Origin of the sequence: Pseudomonas sp. 2,4-D, assembly GCF_030418155.1 — a bacterium.
Lineage (GTDB): Bacteria > Pseudomonadota > Gammaproteobacteria > Pseudomonadales > Pseudomonadaceae > Aquipseudomonas > Aquipseudomonas alloputida.
The window spans coordinates 53,563-74,858 of record NZ_JAUHUI010000004.1 but is presented as its reverse complement, the minus strand read 5'-3'; the positions used below and the strand labels follow the sequence as shown (position 1 = coordinate 74,858).

Sequence of the window (21,296 nt, the reverse complement as noted above, 5' to 3'; positions counted from 1 at the left end):
CGGGCTGGCAGTTTCGGTCATTCGCTTTGTGTCTCGATCTTCACCTGCAGACTACCCTGGTTGTCTTTTAGGCCTGCCCCATAAATCCCGTTGATGTCATCGTTGATACACAGCAGCAATGGACCAGACTGTCCTGCCGGCAATTTGATCTGCGGTCCAACCAAGAACGGAGCGTTGGTCCCGAGGCGACCGATCAACGCCCCCTCGAATGCACCGGGCAACGTGTAGCCTTCTTTTGCGCGGTAGCTAGTGTTGCCAGCGGGGCCTACCTTCCCTGTGGCAGGGTTGGCCGTCCAGGAGCCCTGCGCAGTTATCAGGGTGACTTGACGACCTGTCAATGTGACTCCAGTTTCCTGCCAGGCTTGGTTAGCCTGGATGGTCACGGCGACCGGGTACAGGATGTTGACCGCATCGCTGACGCTCTCTGCGCTGAAGCCTGCTTTCGTGAGTGCTTCAGTCATCTCAGTAGCCGGAGTGGCTGGCAAAACCTTTGGGCTGAGAATGGTCGTCCCGACCTCAAGTGCGGTCATGGCGGGATAGAGCGAATGCAGGATGGTTGCCAGCTGAGTCGCGGTCAGGGGGGAGAAGACTTCAATCACGGCTTCAGCCACGGTGGTACTGTCCTCGGTTGATCCAAGGGCCCGAGACTGCGACTGGGGCTGGGAAAGAGCGGTTCTTATCGCATCTAAAGGGCTCAGGCCTTGCTGTTTCAACGACTGCAGGATGCTGATCAAAGACTCGATGCTCATGTTGGATTCCTTTCGTAGACACTGACTGGGTGAGTGATGCATGTGAACGGGTAGATCCTGTTGCTCGTTGTAGCGATACAGCGGTGCGCATGAATGCTCAGGAGCGTCAAAAGCTCCCGCCTTTACCGATATGCGCTGACTAGCGCAGTTGATAGCTCCGCGGGCGAGATGTCGCTGAAGGCAGCCCTGAGTCCGGTTGCCGTGTCTGTCACGAGGTAGCCTGCTTTTGCCATAGCGCTTGCCAGTTCTGCAGCGCCAAGGTGGGGGAATGCTTTCAACAGATTGACTGCACACGCTTCACCCATGATGCCTTGGGCATACTGAGAGGCTGCAAACTGCACCGGGTCCGGGTACGCCAGGGCAAGCGCAGCTGCCAACTCAAGCGGGGGGGTGCCCGGCCATACAGCGAGCAGTGCCTTACTGGTTTCTAAGGATGTGTATCCACCTTGGGCCAGGGCATTGGCCAATGAACTCAGCGTGAGGGATTTGAACCTCTGCACCAGCTGACTCGCGCACTCAGTAGCTGGAACACCCTGGGCGAACATGCGTCGCGCCCAGTCCACTGGGCCGGAGTATGCGAAGGCCAATGCCGCGGCAAGGTCCGAGGGTGAAGTCTTTGGCCAGACGGCAATCAGGCCCTGGCTCGTGTCTTGCGCAGCGTAACCGCCTTGTGCCATTGCGCTGGCCAAAGTGTTCGGGGTGAGCGCCGGGAACGCCGCGAGCAACCGAGTGCCGCATTGGCTGCCTTCGATATGGAGGGCGTTGAGCGCTGCCGCCATTTCTGCTGCGGTCGAATAAGACGTGATCGTCACGTCGACTACAGCCGATGGCACACCCGCGACGTAGTCGACCTGGCCGGCGCCGGGCAGGGCCTGGACCTGCAGATGATAGACAACAGGGGTGTTCGACACACTGGCCAAGGCGAACTCGGCATGCACTACGCCACCTTCGTCGCGGGTTTGCAGATCGATGACCAGAAGAGAAGATCCCTCCCTCTTGGCCAAAACCTGGTAGCGGAATACTTGGGCCACGGCGCGCCAGCGCAACACTACGCTGCTGCCGGCACTGCTGGCTTGCAGCTCCTGAGGCTGATCTGGACGAACCAGTGTCAGCGTCTGGCTGTCAGGGCTGTCTACGGACGTATTCCCGCCTTGTGCCGCAACGCTGAAACCGTAATCACCTGCCGGCGAAGCCTCGTTGAAAATGAACGCGTATGTCGTGGGCGGAAGGGGCTGTTGCTGGTCAGGCCTGATTGGTTCTTTTTCGATTCCGCTTCCTGGTTGGGTAATTGAAAGCTCGTAGGACGAGGCACCCGCAACGGCAGGCCAGTTCAGTTGCACGCCGTAATCCGGCGCATTGACGGCTGGGGTTTGTTGAGCGCGTGGTTGGTCTGGCGCAGTCAGTCGATTGAATGGGGCCCCCGCCCAATCGGTGGCTGATTCACCACGAACACCTTGGACCTGTGCTTTGTAGGGGCCGGACGGCCACTGCACGTCAAACTCGAACGCACTATTGCGGGTGGCGCCATCTAGGCCCGGTCTATCGAGCAGGACCTTCGCAGCGCTGTCGAGCAATTGCGCGTGATAGCCTGCGTTGCCTTGGCCTCCACCCCAGGTCAGGGTAACGACGCGATTGCTGATGCTGACTCGCGGATTGTCGGGTGGGCTCTGTGTCGCGGTACCGGTACCGGTGCCAGTCCCAGTCCCAGTCCCAGTCCCAGTCCCAGTGCCAGTGCCAGTGCCAGTGCCAGTGCCAGTCCCACCGAAGAAACTGGTGACAGCGGCTACAGCGCCGGCCACCAATGCTCCGGCTGCGGCGCCGCCGGCCTCGGCGGCCGTGGCCGCTGCAAATGCCTCGGCCGCGGTCGCAACAACGGCATCTGCTGCTGCGCCGTCTATCAATGACTGGCATGCAAGGGTGGCCGCATAGGACGCTGCGGCCTTGCCCGCCGTCAGGCCGATGACGGCAGCAATGGCCTCACGGTTCTTCAGCAGGCCTCGGACAAATGACTCTGCTGCTGACGCAAGCGCGCGCTCTATGTAGTCGCCAAGTTCCGAGAACTCAATTGTGTTTGGTAGGGGGAAGCTCACGATCTCAGGAAAGGGTATTGCCACGGCGGTGAGTGAGGTATCCGCGACGGAAAGGGTGTAGGTCCCGTTGAGTAGCAGGTTCACGCCCTTATCATTCTCCTGAGTACTGAACGAGACACTCATCTTGAATTTTGACTGCAGCAACTTCTCGAATGCGAATCCGACCAGCTTGCCGCAACCGGGGCTGCCTTCCTTGGACAGTTCTTGTAAGGTCTTGATGAAGTCGATGGCTTTGGTCAGGTACTCGAAGCTCGGCCAGTTCGTGACCTGGAAACCTCCGTCCTTGCTGTATCGAAGCCCTAGGGAAGTGCCCTTGGGCAGAAACGGCGAATGATCGGACAGGGCCGTGAGCGCGCAGTCGATCTGTGAGTTGCCCTTGGCATTCTTGATGGTCTTCACACTGACGTCGACACCGAATGGCGCCTGCATGAACCAGATGCTGCCGACGAACCCCATCGATGACTTACCCTCGACTGTGGACAGCTCGAAGGCCGGCCCGCCGCTGGGTTCGCTGGCGTGCGCGGCAGCGATGGTGACGATGAAGAGGTTGATGGGCTTCCCTAGGCCGATGTCGGCAGTGACGCCATCCTTACCAATCTGGATAGTGCCGATCACTTCCAGGGTCTCGACCAGCTTCAGTTCGAACAACGCTCTGATGTTGAACCCGTTCTGATAGTCAATGCTGCTCGCGAGGGGGGCTGAGGGAAGTTCACCTGCGGCAGGGCAGGCGAATGTCTCCAGCCTTTCAGGCTGCTTGTCGCTTGCTAAGCGGTAGTACAGCTCGGTGCCCGCCATGAATGTGATGTCGATGAGGGAAGTGGGCCACAGCGCTCCGGGGATGCATTGGTTGAACACATCGCCGATCGACAGGGTCTTGTCGACCTTGACGCTGGCCACCTGGGGTTTGCCGTTCTGTAGGTAGATGTACCCGGTAAGCTGGGCGGAGCCGACCTGAACTGTACCCTGCACCTGGATGCTTCTCTGCGCGTCGGTGCTGCCATACTTGGCGAACACCCCGAAGACCAGGCGCCGGAACGAAATACCGCGCATCTGGCCATCGAAAAGCCGGGGGACGCTTTCGTCTGGCTCGACGCTCTGCAGGCAGGCCGAGAACGTCTTATTGACATCGTCTGAAATCAGCGCCCCTTGGAACAGATACTCCTTCTGATCGAAAAGTGATACACGCAGCAAACCTTTGACAGCGAGCTGTCTGGCAGTGCTGAAGCGGTAACGGACCTCGACGTTCTCGAAGCCGAAAATCTTGAACAGGCGGATGTTGGGCAAACTTGCCGAATAGATGGCCTCTTTGACTGCGGTGCCGGCAACGGTCCCTTTGGACAGCACCGCCGACAGTGAAAGCTTGTCCCCCGCGCCTGCTGGCGAGTCGTAGCCGATTTCAATCAGACTACCGAATAGCTCGATGTCCTTTAGGCTAACCGTCAGCCAAAAGCCCGCGGTATTGTCCATCGGCGCGGTGGTCCCGGATACGCTGGATGGGACCGGTGACTGCGGGAAAATACTATCCAGGTAGGTTTTAGGGGGGGGCGATCCTTCGCCGAAGTGGCTGAAGGTAAAAAAACCGGCATCGTTGACCCGTAGATGTCCGGTGGGAAGGTCAGTTTTGAAGGCTCTGTTTATTACGGCCAAAACATCCCATCCCTCTGCTAACCCTGTTCCCAAGTCTGCATAGATCAGGCTGTACTGACGTGACAGGTCAAGCTGGCACTTGCTCTGGGTGGCAAACATGCCACCAAAAATCTCCGACCAGGCAAAGTGCGCCGTAATGCGGATATCCATGGGCAAGGTGCCCTCCCGCAGGCTGGTGAATCAAAGCGGTGGGGCACAGAAGTATGCCCCACCGAGAAGGGGTCAAGGCGTGACGACGAATTTCCCGTCTTTGTAGGTGCCTTCGGAGACTTCCACGTTCAGCGCCTGAACGACCTTGGCGTCACCGCCAATGGCATCAGAGATGAGGTCCATTGGTGGTGCAACTGCAACGTATACCTGGTTAGTGGCACCCACAGCGACTTCGAGAAGCTTCTGTTCTACCGCCCCTGCTTCAGGGCCCTTCGAGGTAACAGTGAAAGTGAACGGCTTATCGGCAGTGGGTGCGGAGTCAGGGATGGTGAGCGAAGCCTCGTAGGTCTTCTTGTCGATCAAAAATTCAGCGTTAACTTTGGCACTGATAGCCATTCTGAGAACTCCATTCTGCATTGATTGGCGGGTATGAGGGGCCACCTTCCTGGTGACACGATGGCGGCGCTCAAAGAATCTAGTAGGCATTGGGAGATGTAGCAAATGGCCATGTTCATTTTGACAATGATTGCAAGCTCATTGGCCCCAAAACCTCATTGACCGCCGAAGCCTTGAAATTGCGCTGCCCGTGTTCGCGGGCGCGCCCGCGAGGGGCATGGTGTGTTCATATGGCCTGTTGCCCGATCAACGCCAGGCACCGCTGCACGATCGGGCTTACATCACCCTTGCGCCGGCTGAGGATGATGGGGCTGACGGCGCCGCTATCAAGCAGGCCGACATACTCGATATCGGTACGGTGCTGCTGCTGTACCGATGCTGGCACCAGGGTCACCCCGACGCCAACCGCTACCAGGCCGATGGCGGTCTGCAGTTCGTTGGCCCATTGGCTGACACGAATGCTCATGCCGTGGTGGGCGAACAGCGCCAGCACGTGGTCGGCATAGCTGGGCCGGGGATTGGCTGGGTAGAGGATGAACGCTTCGCCAGCCAGCTGGGCCAGAGTGAGGGGGCTGCCCGCCAGGGGGTGGCCCTTGGGCAGCACGGCCACCAGCGGGTCCTCGCACAGCACCTGCTGGTGAATCACCGGGTCGTCGATGCGAATGCGCCCGAAGCCAATGTCGATACGCCCGCTTTTCAGCGCCTCCACCTGTTGCAAGGTGGTCATCTCGTTCAGGCCCAGTTCCAGCTCGCTGTCCTGGCGCAGTTCGCGGATCAGCTCCGGCAGCACGGTGTACAGGGTAGAGGGCGCAAAGCCGATGCCCAGCCACTGGCGTTGGCCCTGGCCGATGCGGCGGGTGTTGTCGCTGATGTTCTGCAACTGCTGCAGCACGGTGCAGGTCTGCTCGTAGAAGAAGCGGCCGGCTTCGGTCAGCCGCAGCGGACGTTCGCGCACCACCAGCAGGGTGCCGAGCTGGTCCTCCAGCTGGCTGATCTGCCGGCTCAGGGGTGGCTGGGCGATGTGCAGCAGCTCGGCGGCGCGGGTGAAGTTCAGGGTCTCGGCCAAGACTTTGAAGTAACGCAGGTGGCGCAGCTCCATCAGACCTCCAGGGTATGGTGGGAGATTCATTTGATATTGGACGGTCGTCAGGGTCTCGCGCAATCCTTCAACAATCAAGTAAACGCATCACACGGGCCTGCGACTGGAAGCCCGACCTGACGGGACCTGGCAACAATGACAAGCGCGCTGATTGAACACATAGATGCAATTATCGTCGATCTCCCAACCATTCGCCCGCACAAGCTGGCGATGCACACCATGCAGCAGCAGACCCTGGTGGTATTGCGACTGCGCTGCAGTGATGGCGTGGAAGGCATCGGTGAAGCCACCACCATCGGTGGCCTGGCGTATGGCTACGAAAGCCCCGAAGGCATCAAGGCCAACATCGACGCGTACCTCGCCCCGGCGCTGATCGGCCTGCCGGCAGACAACATCAATGCCGCCATGCTCAAGCTGGACAAGCTGGCCAAGGGCAACACCTTCGCCAAGTCCGGCCTCGAAAGCGCCTTGCTCGACGCCCAGGGCAAACGCCTGGGCCTGCCGGTCAGCGAACTGCTGGGTGGCCGCGTACGTGACAGCCTGGAGGTGGCCTGGACCCTGGCCAGCGGCGACACCGCCCGCGACATCGCCGAAGCTCAGCACATGCTGGACATTCGCCGGCACCGGGTGTTCAAGCTGAAAATCGGCGCCAACCCGGTGGCGCAGGACCTCAAGCACGTGGTCGCGATCAAGCGCGAGCTGGGTGACAGCGCCAGCGTGCGGGTCGACGTCAACCAGTACTGGGACGAGTCCCAGGCCATCCGCGCCTGCCAGGTATTGGGCGACAATGGCATCGACCTGATCGAGCAGCCGATTTCGCGTATCAACCGCGGTGGCCAGGTCCGCCTGAACCAGCGCAGCCCGGCACCGATCATGGCCGATGAGTCGATCGAAAGCGTCGAGGACGCCTTCAGCCTGGCCGCCGACGGCGCCGCCAGCATCTTCGCCCTGAAAATCGCCAAGAATGGTGGCCCGCGCGCGGTGCTGCGCACTGCACAGATCGCCGAGGCCGCTGGCATCGCCTTGTACGGCGGCACCATGCTCGAAGGCTCGATCGGCACCCTGGCTTCGGCCCATGCATTCCTCACCCTGCGCCAGCTCACCTGGGGTACGGAGTTGTTCGGGCCGCTGCTGCTGACCGAGGAGATCGTCAACGAACCGCCGCAATACCGCGACTTCCAGCTGCACATCCCCCACACCCCAGGCCTGGGCCTGACGTTGGACGAACAGCGCCTGGCGCGCTTCGCCCGTCGCTGATCAGCAAGCAAGGAGATAACCATGTTGTTCCACGTGAAGATGACCGTAAAGCTGCCGGTCGACATGGACCCGGCCAAGGCCGCCCAGCTCAAGGCCGACGAAAAGGAACTGGCCCAGCGCCTGCAGCGCGAAGGCACCTGGCGCCACCTGTGGCGCATTGCCGGGCATTACGCCAACTACAGCGTGTTCGATGTGCCCAGCGTCGAGGCATTGCATGACACGCTGATGCAGCTGCCGCTGTTCCCGTACATGGACATCGAGGTCGACGGCCTGTGTCGGCATCCCTCGTCTATTCACAGCGACGATCGCTGATTCGCACCTGTATGCCTGACAAGAACAATACGAGGTAAGCACGATGACCGTGAAAATTTCCCACACTGCCGACATTCAAGCCTTCTTCAACCGGGTAGCTGGCCTGGACCATGCCGAAGGAAACCCGCGCTTCAAGCAGATCATTCTGCGCGTGCTGCAGGACACCGCCCGCCTGATCGAAGACCTGGAGATTACCGAGGACGAGTTCTGGCACGCCGTCCACTACCTCAACCGCCTGGGCGGCCGTAACGAGGCAGGCCTGCTGGCTGCTGGCCTGGGTATCGAGCACTTCCTCGACCTGCTGCAGGATGCCAAGGATGCCGAAGCCGGCCTTGGCGGCGGCACCCCGCGCACCATCGAAGGCCCGTTGTACGTTGCCGGGGCGCCGCTGGCCCAAGGCGAAGCGCGCATGGACGACGGCACTGACCCAGGCGTGGTGATGTTCCTTCAGGGCCAGGTGTTCGATGCCGACGGCAAGCCGTTGGCCGGTGCCACCGTCGACCTGTGGCACGCCAATACCCAGGGCACCTATTCGTACTTCGATTCGACCCAGTCCGAGTTCAACCTGCGCCGGCGTATCATCACCGATGCCGAGGGCCGTTACCGCGCGCGCTCGATCGTGCCATCGGGGTATGGCTGCGACCCGCAGGGCCCAACCCAGGAATGCCTGGACCTGCTCGGCCGCCATGGCCAGCGCCCGGCGCACGTGCACTTCTTCATCTCGGCACCGGGGCACCGCCACCTGACCACGCAGATCAACTTTGCGGGCGACAAGTACCTGTGGGACGACTTTGCCCATGCCACCCGCGACGGCCTGATCGGCGAACTGCGTTTTGTCGAGGATGCGGCGGCGGCACGCGACCGCGACGTGCAGGGCGAGCGCTTTGCCGAGTTGTCATTCGACTTCCGCTTACAGGGTGCCCAGTCGCCTGACGCCGAAGAGCGAAGCCACCGGCCGCGGGCGTTGCAGGAGGGCTGAGTCCGAGGTTTTGTCACTGTGATTTTGCCTGGGGCTTTCCGTGCGGGGAGGTCCCGGGCTTTTTGCTGCAAGGGCCTGGTGATCTAGAATCGTCTTTTTGCTCAGGCCCCACACCATGCTCCCCCTCGCGCTGCTGCCAACCACCATCGACCAGGCTCCGCTGATCCGCAACCTCTACCAGTTCTATTGCTACGAGTCCTCCGACTGGGAGCAGGAAGACGTCGAGGCGGACGGCCGTTTCTACATCCACGAGGAGCACCTGCACCGCTACTGGCAGGACGACGGCTGGGGCGCGTATCTGGTGCTGGTGGACGGATTCATCGCCGGCTTCGTGCTGGTCGAGCGCAGCGAACTGCCTGGCATCGATGCGCACGAGCTTGCCGACCTGTTCATCTTGAAGAAGTACCGTCGCCAGGGCATCGGCCGAGCGGTGGCGTTGCAGTTGCTGGGGGGGGAGGGTGACTGGCTGCTGCGTTGCTACGCACAGGATCTGCCCGCCGTGGCTTTCTGCAATGCCGTGCTGGCGAGCCTGCCGCGGCCGGCGCAGGCTATCGCCTTGGGGGATGAGCCGGACTTGCTCAATTTTCTGGTGACCGGCACCCGCCATTGAGGGGGGGGCGCCTTTTCGTGGGGTGGATAAGGGATAGCGCCATTTTTGTGATGTGCTTCACAAAACGCTCGTGAGCGGCATAATGCCACCATCGCTTTCCAAGACCCGGCCGCCGCGTGCCGGGGTCCGTTTTCATGCGCTTCGAAGGTTCAGGTAAAGTTCATGTCGCTCGCAGCAAACCCCGACATCATGTACCGGCTGTTGATCCAGAGCGTGGTGGATTATGCCATCTACCTGCTCACCCCTGAAGGTATCGTCGCCAACTGGAACCCCGGCGCCCAGCGCGCCAAGGGGTACCGTGCCGAGGAAATCGTCGGTCAGCATTACTCGTTGTTCTACACCGATGCCGAGCGCGTAGCCGGGTTGCCGGCGTTAAACCTGGAGCAGGCGCGCAGCACCGGACGCTTTGAAGAAACGGGCGCACGCCTGCGCAAGGACGGGACGGTCTTCCACGCCCATGTGGTCATCGAAGCGGTTTACGACGATGCCGGGCAACTGGTGGGTTTCGCCAAGGTCACCCGCGACATTTCCGAACGTCACCGCCAGGAGCTCGAACTGCTGCAGGCCAAAGAGCTGGCCGAGCAGTACAGCCAGGAAATGGCCAAGCTTTCGCAGTTTCTCGATTCGGTGATTGCCAACATTCCCGCGAGCGTCATCGTCCAGGACCTGGAAACCCAGCGCATCCTGTTGGCCAATCAGCAGGCCGAACGTCTGTTCGGCGGGCCTCAGCGCAGCATGATCGGCCAGTTGCCCAGGGAATGCCTGGCACCGGCTGCCGGTGACTACCTGGAACAGCAACTTGTGCGTGGTGCCCGCAGTACCAAAGGGCACGCCGCCGAAACGCGCGTCGACACCGCCCGTGGCCCTCGCACCCTGCGCAGCCGTACCCTGCTCAGCCAGAGCCGCGAGGGGCAGGCCGATTACGTGTTGTTCGTGGCTGAAGATGCCACCGAAGAGCTGGCCGCCCATGCGCAGATCCATCACATGGCGCACCATGACGCGCTCACCGGGCTGCCCAACCGTACGCTGTTCCACGAACGGCTACGCCAGGCCCTGTTGCGCGGCAGCGAAAACGCCAAGCTGACGGCTGCCCTGTGCCTGGACCTGGACAACTTCAAGAACATCAACGACTCCCTGGGCCATGCCTTTGGTGACAAGCTGCTACGCGAGTTGGGCAAGCGTCTGCGCCGCGAACTGCGTGAGCACGACACCTTGGCCCGCCTGGGTGGCGACGAGTTCGCCGTGGTGCTGACGGGCCTGGAGGGGCGGGATGCCGCGTGTAATACCGCCCAGCGCCTGATCAAGGCCATCAGCCCGCCATTCCAGATCGAAGGGCATCAGTTCGTGGTGGGGGTGAGCATCGGCATCGCCATCGCGCCTGATGACAATGACCAGGCAGAGCAACTGTTGGGTTACGCCGACATGGCCCTGTACCAGGCCAAGCGTAACGGCCGTAATCGTTATGAATGCTTTGATGTCGAACTGGACGTTGCTGCCCGTCAGCGCCGCCTGGTGGAAACCGACCTGCGCACAGCGTTGCACCTGGGGCAGTTGCAGCTGCACTACCAGCCGGTAGTCGATCATCAGACCAGCAGCGTTACCGGTTATGAGGCGCTGCTGCGCTGGGAACACCCGACCCGTGGCATGGTCATGCCGATGGACTTCATCCCCATTGCCGAAGAAACCGGGTTGATCCACGAGCTGGGCAACCGTGCGCTGAATCTGGCTTGCCAGGAGGCGGCCAGTTGGGACAGTGAGCAGACGGTGTCGGTCAACCTGTCGGCGGTGCAGTTCAAGAACGGCGACCTGGTGCATACCGTCGCCCTCGCGCTGGCCGACTCGGGCCTGCCGCCGCAGCGGCTGGAGCTGGAAATTACCGAGTCGGTACTGCTGGGCAACAGCGAGGAAAACGTGCGTACCTTGCGCGCACTGAAAGACCTGGGCGTGTCCATTTCACTGGATGACTTTGGTACCGGCTACTCATCGCTGGGCTACCTGCGTTCATTCCCGTTCGACCGGATCAAGATCGACAAGTCGTTCGTGCATGACATGTGCGACAGCCGCGAGGCCATGTCGATCATTCGCGCCATTACCGAGCTGTCCAACAGCCTGATGATCAAGACCACGGCCGAAGGCGTGGAGTCGGAGGAGCAGATGCGCCGGCTCGCGGCGGAAGGCTGTTCGCACTTCCAGGGCTACTTTTACGGGCGGCCGGCACCAGCGGGCGAGCGGTTGAAGCAGGTCATCACCCAAGAACAATGACTAGCGCGGCGGCCTCAGCTGTTCCAGTCCGGGGCAAACGGCGGGCTAACCACGCGTTGGTCTTTCGGCAGCCCGGCAATGGCTGCGCGGTCTTCGTCATCCAGCTGCACGGTCAACGCGGCCAGGTTGGCCAGCTGGTTATCGCGGCTGCTGGCTTTGGGGATCGCCGCCACGCCGTCCTGGTCCAGCAGCCATTTCAGCGCCACCTGGCTGGGCAGCACACCATGCTTGCGGGCAATTGCCTGGATCACCGGCTGCGCCGCTGCCTGGCCGCGTGCCAGCGGGGTGTAGGCGGTGAGCAACAGGTCATGGCTGCGGGCGAAGTCGAGTAGCGGTTGCTGGCTGAGCAGAACATGGTATTCCACCTGAATCGCCGACAACGGCGCGCCCAGGGTTTCCACCACCTGGCGCAGTAACCCCAACGGGAAGTTGGCCACGCCAATGTGGCGCGCCTTGCCTTCGTCACGCAGCGCTACCAGGGTGTCGATGCTGCGGGCCAGGTCCCAGTCCGTGCCTGGCCAGTGGATATGGAACAGATCGACCTGTTCGGTACCCAGCGCGCGCAGGCTGTCTTCCAGCGACTGACGCATGGCGTTGGGCTCCAGGCGGTCCCACCAGACCTTGGTGGTCAGGTGGATCTGCTCGCGTGGCACGTCGCTGTCACGCAGCGCCTGGCCAACGGCCGCTTCGTTTTCGTAGGCGGTGGCAGTGTCGATGTGCCGGTAACCCACGTCCAGTGCCTGGCGCACGGCCTGGGTGCATTCACTGCCGGTCATTGGCCAGGTGCCCAGGCCGATGGCGGGCAGGTCCAGGCCGGTGCGGGTGCTGAGCCTTTGCATGTAAATTCCTTGTAGGGTGTGCAGGGTCGGTCGATGGTCGGCGATCAACCGTGCACGGACCATGCAGACAACGTGGAAAGTGGTCGATCAGCGAACAGAAATTGCACTTGGCCGGGTCAAGCGGCAAATGAACTTCCTTATTCTGCGCCATCTCTTCTAGAATCCCAGCTGTTACATCCGCCAGGCAATGCCTGCGCGGCCTTCCTTGGGCGGGGCATGCTGCCGCGCCGTCATCGAGAGAGCCATGAGTTCCAGCACACCGCTGTCCGGCGTCAACCAACCTCTGCGCGGCATCGCGTTGGTGGTGGTGGCGACGTTCCTGTTCGCCAGCCACGATGCCTTGTCCAAATTCCTGGGTGGCCTGTACCCGATAGTCATGGTGGTGTGGGCGCGTTATGTGGTGCACACGCTGCTGATGGCCGGTATCTTCCTGCCCAAGTCTGGGCTCAATGTATTGCGCACACGCCGGCCGGTATTGCAGACCTTGCGGGCCCTGAGCCTGCTGAGCACCAGCCTGCTGTTCACGACCGGTTTGCAATACCTGCCACTGGCCGAGGCCACGGCCGTCAACTTCCTTGCCCCGGTGCTGGTCACCGCGCTGTCGGCGCCGCTGCTGAAAGAGCGAGTGACAGTGGGGCAGTGGGTGGCGGTGGTGATGGGCTTTATCGGCGTGCTGGTGGTGGTGCACCCTGGCGGGGCGATGTTTACCCCGGCCATTCTGTATCCGTTCGGTTCGGCATTGGGCTTCTGCTTCTATCAGTTGCTGACGCGGATTCTGGCGGCGCATGACAGCCCGACCACCAGCAACTTCTATGCGGGTTTGTGCAACACCTTGGCAATGAGTGCCCTGGTGCCGTTCTTCTGGGAGGTGCCGCGCTGGGACCATGCCCTGTTGATGCTGGCACTGGGCGGCTTTGGCATGACTGCGCATCTGCTGTTGACCCAGGCCTTCCGCCATGCAGCGCCGGCGTTGCTGGCGCCGTTCAGCTATTGCCAGATCGTCTTTGCCGGGTTGCTTGGCTTCGTGGTGTACAGCCAGGTGCCGGATACCCTGAGTCTGGTGGGGATTTCGGTGATCTGCCTCAGTGGGCTTGGCGCAGCGTGGATGCAGCGCAGAAAATAGCAGCCGCGTGCTTCAGGCTGTACAACCGGTAGGCGCAGCGTTGCGCTGCGAAGAGGACATCACTGCGTGGCCATGAACTGCAGGATGCGATCGCGCAGCCAGCGCTCGGCGGGGTCGTTGTCCTGGGCGCCGCTCCAGACCATCGACAGCTCGGCCTCGGTGATGTCGAACGGCGCCGGGTCGGCGCGCAAGCTGCCGTCGTCGGCGAGGGCACAAGCGGCATAGTCCGGCACCGTGGCGATCAGCTCGGTGTTGCGCAGCAGGGCGCGCAGGCTACCGAACTGCGGCACCGCCAGCACCACCTTGCGGCAACGCCCGATGCGTGCCAGGTCGAGGTCGATGTTGCCGCTCATGTCACCGGAGAACGACACCATCACGTGCGGGCGGGCGCAGTATTCGTCGAGGGTCAGCGGCCCCGGGCGGTCGTCGGCGCGCAGCACCCGTACACCGATGTCGCGCAGCTTGCGGCGCTTGGCGGTGGCCGGCAGGTCGGTGGTATAGCTCACACCTACCGAGATCTCGCCGCTGGCCAGCAGGCCAGGCATCAGCAGAAAATTGGCCCGCCGCACGACCACGCTAATGTCCGGGGCCTCTTCACGCAGGGCCTGTAGCAGGGCCGGAAACAGGCCGAACTCGGCATCGTCGGAAAGGCCCAGGCGGAACACGTTGCAGCTGTTGGCCGGGTCGAACTCGCGGGCGCGGCTGATGGCGGCGGAAATCACGTCCATGGCCGGGCCAAGCTCAGCAAAGATCTGCATGGCCCGTGGGGTGGGTTCCATGGCCCGGCCGCTGCGGATCAGCAGCGGGTCGTCGAACAGCTCGCGCAGGCGGGCGAGGGCGGCGCTGACGGTGGATTGGGTGATAAACAGTTTTTCACCCACTCGGGTCAGGTTGCGTTCGATCATCAGGGCTTCGAACAGCACCAGCAGGTTCATGTCGACGCGGCGCAAGTCGTTGCGGTTCATGAGGGCTCGGCGTCCTGGGCAAAGGGTATGGCTGTGTATTGAAGCATGGTGCAGGGCCTTGTGCCTTGTATGGATGTGCCGGCCTCATCGCGGGCCTGACCACGATGCGGCCAATACAGGCCTGCGCCTGACAGAGTCAGCCTATCAGGCACCAACAGCCACTCTATTAGAACTCTGCCCAAGCTCGGCTAGTCTTTCTCGTGGCCCCGCGAATTCCGCGACAGGGCAGCGCGTCAGCACCTGCGTGCAAGACCGTGCCCCCCCGCCGTGACAGCTTCGCAAGCCCCGTGTACACCTGATGAGGGGTAGTACGAGCCCACCCGCTCGGCTGAAAGAACACTGGCATAGACCGGAAATCTGGATAACCGACCCAAAGGTACCCGCAGATGTCGAACGAATCGAAATGCCCGTTCCATCAAACCGCAGGTGGCGGCACCACCAACCGTGACTGGTGGCCTGACCAGCTCAACCTGAGAATTCTTCACCAGCATTCCTCCAAGTCCAGCCCCGACCCGGACTTCGACTATGCCAAGGCGTTCAAGAGCCTCGACTTCCAGGCCCTGAAGAAAGACCTGACCGCCCTGATGACCGACTCGCAGGATTGGTGGCCGGCCGACTTCGGCCACTACGGCCCGCTGTTCATCCGCATGGCCTGGCATAGCGCCGGCACCTACCGCATTGGTGATGGCCGCGGTGGTGCGGGCTCTGGCCAGCAACGCTTCGCCCCGCTCAACAGCTGGCCGGACAACGTCAGCCTGGACAAGGCCCGGCGCCTGCTGTGGCCGATCAAGCAGAAGTACGGCAACAAGATTTCCTGGGCCGACCTGATCGTACTCACCGGTAATGTTGCCCTTGAGTCCATGGGCTTCAAAACCTTCGGCTTCTCCGGCGGGCGTGCCGATGTGTGGGAGCCGGACGAAGACGTGTACTGGGGGTCGGAAAAGGTCTGGCTGGGCGGCGATACCCGTTACGGCAAGGACCAGGTCAAGGCGCAGCCGCCGGGGCAGGGTGACCTGGTGGCCGAGCCGGCCAAGCATGGTGAAGAGCAGAATCGCGACCTGTCGGCCGAGCGTAACCTGGAAAACCCGCTGGCCGCCGTGCAGATGGGCCTGATCTACGTGAACCCGGAAGGCCCGGAAGGTAACCCCGACCCCGTGGCCTCGGGCAAGGACATCCGTGAAACCTTTGGCCGCATGGCCATGAACGATGAAGAAACCGTGGCCTTGATCGCCGGTGGCCACGCGTTCGGCAAGACCCATGGTGCCGGCCCCGCCGACAACGTCGGCCCCGAGCCGGAAGCGGCAGGCCTGGAGATGCAGGGCCTGGGCTGGCACAACACGTTTGGCTCCGGCAAAGGCGGGGATACCATCACCAGTGGCCTGGAAGTGACCTGGACCTCCACCCCGACCCGTTGGAGCAACGAGTACCTGAATAACCTGTTCGACTTTGAGTGGGAGCTGACCAAAAGCCCGGCCGGCGCGCACCAGTGGCGGCCGAAAGATGGCAAAGGCGCAGGCATGGTGCCCGATGCACATGATCCCGGTAAAAGGCACGCACCGTCGATGTTGACCTCCGACCTGGCATTGCGCTTCGACCCCATCTACGAGCCGATCGCCCGCCGTTTCAAAGAAAACCCTGAGCAGCTGGCGGATGCTTTTGCCCGTGCATGGTACAAGCTGATCCACCGCGACATGGGCCCGCTGGCGCGCTATCTGGGCCCGGAAATGCCCAATGAAGAGTTGCTGTGGCAAGACCCGTTGCCCAAAGCCGACCCATCCACGATCAGCGAGCAAGACATCGCGGCCCTCAAGTCCAGGATCCTGGCCTCGGGTTTGAGCGTGGGCGAACTGGTCTCCACCGCCTGGGCATCCGCGTCGACCTTCCGCGGCTCCGACAAACGCGGTGGTGCCAACGGCGCACGTTTGCGCTTGGCGCCACAGAAGGACTGGGCTGCAAACCAGGGCGTGGACAAGGTGCTGGCGGCATTGGAAAAGATTCAGGGCGAGTTCAACAACGGCGGCAAAAAGGTTTCCCTGGCCGACCTGATCGTGCTGGCCGGTACCGCGGCAGTCGAAAAAGCTGCCAAGGATGCGGGTTACAGCGGCAGCGTAGGGTTCCGCCCGGGACGAGTTGATGCGTCCCAGGAGCAGACCGACGTCGAGTCGTTCGCCGTGCTGGAACCACTGGCCGATGGCTTCCGCAACTTCACCAAGGCACGCTACAGCATCAAGGCCGAGAAACTGTTGTTGGACAAGGCGCAGTTGCTGACCTTGACCGCGCCGGAGCTGACCGTGCTGATCGGTGGCCTGCGGGTGCTCGGTGCCAACCATGGTGGCAGCAAACTCGGCGTGTTCACCGACAAGCCGGGGACGCTGAGCAACGACTTCTTCCGCAACTTGCTGGATATGAGCGTGGAGTGGAAACCGACCTCGGCGGACAACGAGACCTTTGAAGGCCGCGACCGCAAGACCGGGCAGGTGAAGTGGAGCGGTAGCCGGGTAGATCTGGTGTTTGGTTCGCATGCCCAGTTGCGGGCGTTGAGCGAGGTGTATGCCAGCAGTGATGGCGGTGACAAGTTTGTCCGCGACTTTGTGGCCGCCTGGCAGAAGGTCATGGAGCTGGACCGCTTTGATTTGAAATAGCGTTACCTGGCGGGGGGCGCTTAGCGTCCCCTTGGCCAGTGGTTATCCCGCCAATTCCAGGTCGGATAGATACAAAAGTGTCCTCGTCGGTTCTGTTGCAATGCTTCTCAGGCGGCCGGCCTGAACAGCGTGCTCACAACGACAAGGAACCCCGACCATGCAAATGCCCAAGACCCTGAAAATCCGCAATGGCGACAAGGTACAGCCAACCTTCTCCGCTCAGGAATACGCTGCTCGCCACGCCCGGTTGCGGGCCTATATGGCCGAGCAGGACATCGAGGCGGCAATCTTCACCTCGTATCACAACGTCAACTATTACAGCGATTTCCTCTACTGCTCGTTCGGCCGCCCTTATGCGCTGGTGATTACCCAGGACAAGGTAGTCTCGATCAGCGCCAATATCGACGGCGGGCAACCCTGGCGGCGCACGGTGGGCACTGACAACATCGTCTACACCGACTGGCAGCGCGACAACTATTTCGTCGCCATCCAGCAGGCGTTGCCGCTGGCCTCGCGCATCGGCGTGGAGTACGACCACCTGAACCTGCAGAACCACGGCAAATTCGCCGCCTGCTACCCCAAGGCCGAGCTGGTGGACATCGCTGCGCCGTGCATGCGTATGCGCATGATCAAGTCGGCCGAGGAGCAGTCGCTTATCCGTCACGGTGCACAGGTGGCCGACATCGGCGGAGCGGCAGTGGTCGAGGCCCTGCGTGAGCAGGTGCCCGAGTACGAGGTGGCACTGCATGCCACCCAGGCGATGGTGCGCGAAATTGCCAAACGCTTCCCAGACGCCGAGCTAATGGACACCTGGACCTGGTTCCAGTCCGGGCTCAACACCGATGGCGCACACAACCCGGTCACCAGCCGCCGTGTGGGCAAGGGCGAGATCCTCAGCCTCAACTGTTTCCCCATGATCGCCGGCTACTACACCGCGCTGGAGCGCACCCTGTTCCTTGACCACTGCCCGGACGAGTACCTGCGTCTGTGGCAGGCCAACGTCGAAGTGCACGAAGCCGGGCTGCAACTGGTGCGCCCAGGCATGCGCTGCAGCGATATCGCCCGCGAACTGAACGAGATCTTCCTGCGCCACGACCTGCTGCAGTACCGCACCTTCGGGTATGGCCATTCGTTCGGCACGCTCAGCCATTACTACGGCCGCGAGGCGGGGCTGGAGCTGCGCGAGGACATCGATACCGTGCTGGAGCCGGGCATGGTGGTGTCGATCGAGCCGATGATCATGCTGCCTGAAGGGCGACCGGGGGCGGGCGGTTATCGCGAGCATGACATTCTGATCGTCAACGACAGCGGCGCCGAGAACATCACCAGGTTCCCGTATGGGCCGGAGCACAACATCATTCGCAAATAAGCATCGGCGTCGGCTGCTTCGCGGGCAAGCCCGCTCCTACAAAGATTTCACCGTTGTCGTAGGAGCGGGCTCACCCGCGAAAAGGCTGGCCCAGACAACAACAAGATCCCTGTATGACCACCAGACCCTGCCTCCAATTAAAAGAACCAGAGGGTACCCGTCATGTCCAGCACCACCCTAGACCCATCCGCCATCGCCGGCCCCGCGCACAACGCCGAACGCCAGGCGCTGCGCAAGGCCGCCCGGGCCAGCTTCATGGGCAACTTCGTCGAGTGGTTCGACTACGCTGCCTACGGCTATCTGGCCACCATCATCGCCGCCACCTTCTTCCCGCAAACTGACAAGACCACCGGCCTGCTGGCTACCTTCGCGGTATTCGCGTTGTCTTTCCTGGTACGCCCGCTGGGCGGCATTGTCTGGGGCCATTTCGGCGACCGACACGGTCGGCGCAACGCGTTGTCGTGGTCGATCCTGATCATGTCGGTATCTACCTTTTGCATCGGCTTGTTGCCGGGCTATGCGCAGATCGGGCTGTGGGCACCGGCCTTGCTGTTGCTGATCCGCCTGGTACAGGGGTTTTCCGCCTCGGGTGAGTACGCCGGGGCCGCTGCGTTCCTGGCCGAGTACGCGCCGCCTGGGCGGCGTGGCTTGTACACCAGCATCGTGCCGGCCAGCACGGCGGCGGGGTTGTTGTTCGGTGCGGCGTTCGTTGCGGTGCTGCATGAGCTGCTCAGCAGTGAAGCCCTGCATGAGTGGGGCTGGCGCCTGCCGTTCCTGCTGGCGGCGCCGTTCGGCCTGGTAGGGCGCTATATCCGCATGAGCCTGCAGGACACGCCCAAGTTCCTGGAGATGGAGCAGCGCCTGGAAACCAAGGCCGGCATGGCCACGACGCCGCTGCGCGAACTGCTGGGCCAGCACCGGCGCAGCCTGGCGATCGGCATGGGTGTCACCTGCCTGAATGCGGTTGCGTTCTACCTGTTGCTCAGTTACATGCCGACCTACCTGTCCAGTGAAATGGGCATGAGCGAGCGGGACTCGTTCATCGCCTCGACGGTGTCGCTGGCCACCTATATCGGCTTGATCTTCCTGATGGGGCGGCTGTCCGACCAGTTTGGTCGCAAGACCATGCTGGTGGTGGCCTCGCTGTTGTTCCTGGGGTTGACCGTGCCGTTGTTTCGCCTGCTGGACGGCCAGCCGCTGCTGGTGATTCTGGCAATCCAGATCCTTTTCGGTGCGATGCTGGCGATGAACGACGGGACCTTGCCGTGCCTGCTGGCCGAAATCTTTCCGACCCGGGTGCGCTTCAGCGGGTTTGCCCTGAGCTTCAATGTGGCCAATGCGCTGTTTGGCGGGACTGCGCCGTTCATTGCCACCTGGCTGATTCAGGTGACGGGCAGCAAGCTGGCCCCGGCAGGATACTTGCTGGCGGCAGCACTGGTGGCGCTTGTGGCCATGCTGATGTGTCGGGAGACGGCGCACGCGGCCCTTGAAGATTAGTTGACCTGCACTGCCCTCTTCGCGGGCAACCCCGCGCCTACGACGGCCTGTGCCGGACCACCGATGTGCATCCATTGTAGGAGCGGGCTTGCCCGCGAAGAGGCCAGCCAAGCCAGTACAGGACCCCATTCAATGGAGAGAGGCCTGCCGCCGCTCCCCTAAAGGCGACAGCCCGAAGAACCGGCTATAACTCTTGGAAAAATGCGCAGGCGAACTGAAGCCGCAGGCCAGCGCTACCTCACGCACTTGCACGTCGCTGCGCAGCAGTAACTCCCGCGCCCGCGACAGCCGCAGCTCCAGGTAATACTGGCTGGGCGTGCGCTGCAGGTACTTGTGGAACAACCGCTCCAATTGGCGCACGGTCACGTCGTTGAGGCTGGCCAGTTCCTCCAGCCCCAGCGGTTCCTCCAGATTGGCCTCCATGATCGCCACCACCTGGCTCAGTTTGGGCTGAGCGCTGCCGAGCAGGGTGCGCAGCGGTACACGCTGGCGCTCACGCTCACCGCGTACGCGGTCGCACAGCAACAGCTCGGCGGCCTTGGCCGCGATGTCCTGGCCGCCAGTATCCCGGGCCACCAGTTGCAGCATCATGTCCATGGCTGCCACGCCGCCTGAGCAGGTGTAACGGTCGCGGTCCAGTTCGAACAGCTGGCTTGAGATCACGATACCGGGGAAGTGTGCCTGCAACGTCGGCAGGTCTTCCCAGTGGATGGTGCAGCGGTAACCCTTGAGCAATTCGGCCTTGGCCAGCAGGTAGCTACCGGTGCAGATACCGCCCAGTGGCAAGCGCTGGCGGGCCAGTTGGCGCAACCAGTCGATCAATGGGCGGTTGCTACGGCTTCGGTCAATCGGGTTGGCGCCGACCACCAGCAAGGCATCCAGCGCGGGGGCGTTGGCGATGTTGTAGTCGGGCAGTACGCGCATGCCGTTGCTGGCTACCACCGGCGCGTCGTCTGCGGCGATCAGCACACTGCGATACAGTGGCTTGCGCGCGGCCAGGTTGGCCATGCGCAGGGTCTCTACCGCCGACGCAAGGCCGATGGTGGTGAAATTGGGCAAAATAAGGAAGCCAAAGGTCTTTGCCGAACAATTCTTTACACTAGACGGCGATAGGTTTGCAGAAGCGGGGTGGACCATTGCGCTGTTCCTGTGCAAGCTGAGGCCTGGTTGGTCAGGGGCAGTGAGAAAGCAGAGCCTCGCGTGGTTCTTGTTGTTATGGGTCGTTGCCGGGTCGATCATACACCCCGGATGCAGCGGCCAGGAATGGCCCCGCCGGCTGGCTGGGCCGACAGTGATTGACAGAGAAGGTG

16 protein-coding genes are annotated in these 21,296 nt (G+C 62.2%); 9 read left to right on the top strand and 7 right to left on the bottom strand.

What is annotated here, in order from left to right:
* Positions 1–17: 17 nt before the first annotated feature.
* From QYE47_RS05335 to catR, 4 genes are all read right to left on the bottom strand, one after another.
* Positions 18–749 carry a hypothetical protein gene (locus QYE47_RS05335; protein ID WP_041166920.1) on the bottom strand — a complete coding sequence of 244 codons (732 nt, stop codon included), beginning with the start codon at positions 747–749 and terminating at the stop codon, positions 18–20.
* Between the two features lie 122 nt (positions 750–871).
* Entirely contained in the window at positions 872–4,636 is a 3,765-nt protein-coding gene (locus QYE47_RS05330) for a hypothetical protein (protein WP_070383789.1), read from the bottom strand.
* Between the two features lie 72 nt (positions 4,637–4,708).
* Entirely contained in the window at positions 4,709–5,032 is a 324-nt protein-coding gene (locus QYE47_RS05325) for a hypothetical protein (protein WP_014590562.1), read from the bottom strand.
* 226 nt (positions 5,033–5,258) lie between these two features.
* Positions 5,259–6,131 (bottom strand): HTH-type transcriptional regulator CatR, encoded by an 873-nt coding sequence (gene catR / locus QYE47_RS05320; protein WP_014590563.1) that lies wholly within the window; start codon positions 6,129–6,131, stop codon positions 5,259–5,261.
* Between the two features lie 135 nt (positions 6,132–6,266).
* On the opposite strand from catR, the gene QYE47_RS05315 reads away from it, so the two are divergent.
* The 5 genes from QYE47_RS05315 (at position 6,267) to QYE47_RS05295 (ending at position 11,551) form a co-directional block, all read left to right on the top strand.
* Positions 6,267–7,388: a muconate cycloisomerase family protein gene (locus QYE47_RS05315; RefSeq protein WP_014590564.1), complete on the top strand. Its 1,122-nt coding sequence runs from the start codon at positions 6,267–6,269 to the stop codon at positions 7,386–7,388.
* A gap of 21 nt (positions 7,389–7,409) precedes the next feature.
* Positions 7,410–7,700 carry a muconolactone Delta-isomerase gene (gene catC, locus QYE47_RS05310; protein ID WP_003256111.1) on the top strand — a complete coding sequence of 97 codons (291 nt, stop codon included), beginning with the start codon at positions 7,410–7,412 and terminating at the stop codon, positions 7,698–7,700.
* Between the two features lie 43 nt (positions 7,701–7,743).
* The gene (gene catA, locus QYE47_RS05305) at positions 7,744–8,679 is read left to right on the top strand and encodes a catechol 1,2-dioxygenase (RefSeq protein ID WP_014590565.1); all 936 of its coding nucleotides are present in this window, start codon (positions 7,744–7,746) and stop codon (positions 8,677–8,679) included.
* A gap of 115 nt (positions 8,680–8,794) precedes the next feature.
* Positions 8,795–9,289: a GNAT family N-acetyltransferase gene (locus tag QYE47_RS05300; RefSeq protein WP_014590566.1), complete on the top strand. Its 495-nt coding sequence runs from the start codon at positions 8,795–8,797 to the stop codon at positions 9,287–9,289.
* 162 nt (positions 9,290–9,451) lie between these two features.
* Positions 9,452–11,551, top strand: a complete 2,100-nt coding sequence (locus QYE47_RS05295) for a bifunctional diguanylate cyclase/phosphodiesterase (RefSeq protein WP_014590567.1) — start codon at positions 9,452–9,454, stop codon at positions 11,549–11,551.
* 14 nt (positions 11,552–11,565) lie between these two features.
* On the opposite strand, the gene QYE47_RS05290 is transcribed toward QYE47_RS05295, so the two are convergent.
* Complete coding sequence (locus QYE47_RS05290; protein ID WP_014590568.1) at positions 11,566–12,390, bottom strand: aldo/keto reductase; 825 nt, start codon at positions 12,388–12,390, stop codon at positions 11,566–11,568.
* Positions 12,391–12,634: 244 nt separating this feature from the next.
* Here QYE47_RS05290 and QYE47_RS05285 point away from each other — a divergent pair, with 244 nt between their 5' ends.
* A complete protein-coding gene (locus tag QYE47_RS05285; protein ID WP_014590569.1) occupies positions 12,635–13,513 on the top strand; it encodes a DMT family transporter in 879 nt (292 codons plus the stop codon).
* 59 nt (positions 13,514–13,572) lie between these two features.
* Here the strand turns inward: QYE47_RS05285 and QYE47_RS05280 are convergent, their stop codons facing one another.
* A complete protein-coding gene (locus QYE47_RS05280; RefSeq protein ID WP_014590570.1) occupies positions 13,573–14,478 on the bottom strand; it encodes a LysR family transcriptional regulator in 906 nt (301 codons plus the stop codon).
* A 386-nt stretch (positions 14,479–14,864) separates the two neighbouring features.
* Between QYE47_RS05280 and katG the strand changes: the two genes are divergently transcribed.
* The 3 genes from katG to QYE47_RS05265 all read left to right on the top strand — a co-directional run bounded on the left by katG (position 14,865) and on the right by QYE47_RS05265 (position 19,986).
* Entirely contained in the window at positions 14,865–17,120 is a 2,256-nt protein-coding gene (gene katG, locus QYE47_RS05275; RefSeq protein WP_014590571.1) for a catalase/peroxidase HPI, read from the top strand.
* Between the two features lie 157 nt (positions 17,121–17,277).
* Positions 17,278–18,489 (top strand): M24 family metallopeptidase, encoded by a 1,212-nt coding sequence (locus QYE47_RS05270; protein ID WP_014590572.1) that lies wholly within the window; start codon positions 17,278–17,280, stop codon positions 18,487–18,489.
* A 162-nt stretch (positions 18,490–18,651) separates the two neighbouring features.
* Positions 18,652–19,986 carry an MFS transporter gene (locus tag QYE47_RS05265; protein ID WP_010954505.1) on the top strand — a complete coding sequence of 445 codons (1,335 nt, stop codon included), beginning with the start codon at positions 18,652–18,654 and terminating at the stop codon, positions 19,984–19,986.
* A 129-nt stretch (positions 19,987–20,115) separates the two neighbouring features.
* Here the strand turns inward: QYE47_RS05265 and QYE47_RS05260 are convergent, their stop codons facing one another.
* Positions 20,116–21,123, bottom strand: coding sequence for a GlxA family transcriptional regulator (locus tag QYE47_RS05260; RefSeq protein WP_014860028.1), 1,008 nt, complete (start codon positions 21,121–21,123; stop codon positions 20,116–20,118).
* Between the last annotated feature and the right edge of the window lie 173 nt (positions 21,124–21,296).

Excerpts from the sequence above, each read along its gene's own strand:
- QYE47_RS05335 (WP_041166920.1), bottom strand. The coding sequence starts at position 749 with ATGAGCATCGAGTCTTTGATCAGCATCCTGCAGTCGTTGAAACAGCAA.
- QYE47_RS05330 (WP_070383789.1), bottom strand. The coding sequence starts at position 4,636 with ATGGATATCCGCATTACGGCGCACTTTGCCTGGTCGGAGATTTTTGGT.
- QYE47_RS05325 (WP_014590562.1), bottom strand. The coding sequence starts at position 5,032 with ATGGCTATCAGTGCCAAAGTTAACGCTGAATTTTTGATCGACAAGAAG.
- catR (WP_014590563.1), bottom strand. The coding sequence starts at position 6,131 with ATGGAGCTGCGCCACCTGCGTTACTTCAAAGTCTTGGCCGAGACCCTG.
- QYE47_RS05315 (WP_014590564.1), top strand. The coding sequence starts at position 6,267 with ATGACAAGCGCGCTGATTGAACACATAGATGCAATTATCGTCGATCTC.
- catC (WP_003256111.1), top strand. The coding sequence starts at position 7,410 with ATGTTGTTCCACGTGAAGATGACCGTAAAGCTGCCGGTCGACATGGAC.
- catA (WP_014590565.1), top strand. The coding sequence starts at position 7,744 with ATGACCGTGAAAATTTCCCACACTGCCGACATTCAAGCCTTCTTCAAC.
- QYE47_RS05300 (WP_014590566.1), top strand. The coding sequence starts at position 8,795 with ATGCTCCCCCTCGCGCTGCTGCCAACCACCATCGACCAGGCTCCGCTG.
- QYE47_RS05295 (WP_014590567.1), top strand. The coding sequence starts at position 9,452 with ATGTCGCTCGCAGCAAACCCCGACATCATGTACCGGCTGTTGATCCAG.
- QYE47_RS05290 (WP_014590568.1), bottom strand. The coding sequence starts at position 12,390 with ATGCAAAGGCTCAGCACCCGCACCGGCCTGGACCTGCCCGCCATCGGC.
- QYE47_RS05285 (WP_014590569.1), top strand. The coding sequence starts at position 12,635 with ATGAGTTCCAGCACACCGCTGTCCGGCGTCAACCAACCTCTGCGCGGC.
- QYE47_RS05280 (WP_014590570.1), bottom strand. The coding sequence starts at position 14,478 with ATGAACCGCAACGACTTGCGCCGCGTCGACATGAACCTGCTGGTGCTG.
- katG (WP_014590571.1), top strand. The coding sequence starts at position 14,865 with ATGTCGAACGAATCGAAATGCCCGTTCCATCAAACCGCAGGTGGCGGC.
- QYE47_RS05270 (WP_014590572.1), top strand. The coding sequence starts at position 17,278 with ATGCAAATGCCCAAGACCCTGAAAATCCGCAATGGCGACAAGGTACAG.
- QYE47_RS05265 (WP_010954505.1), top strand. The coding sequence starts at position 18,652 with ATGTCCAGCACCACCCTAGACCCATCCGCCATCGCCGGCCCCGCGCAC.
- QYE47_RS05260 (WP_014860028.1), bottom strand. The coding sequence starts at position 21,123 with ATGGTCCACCCCGCTTCTGCAAACCTATCGCCGTCTAGTGTAAAGAAT.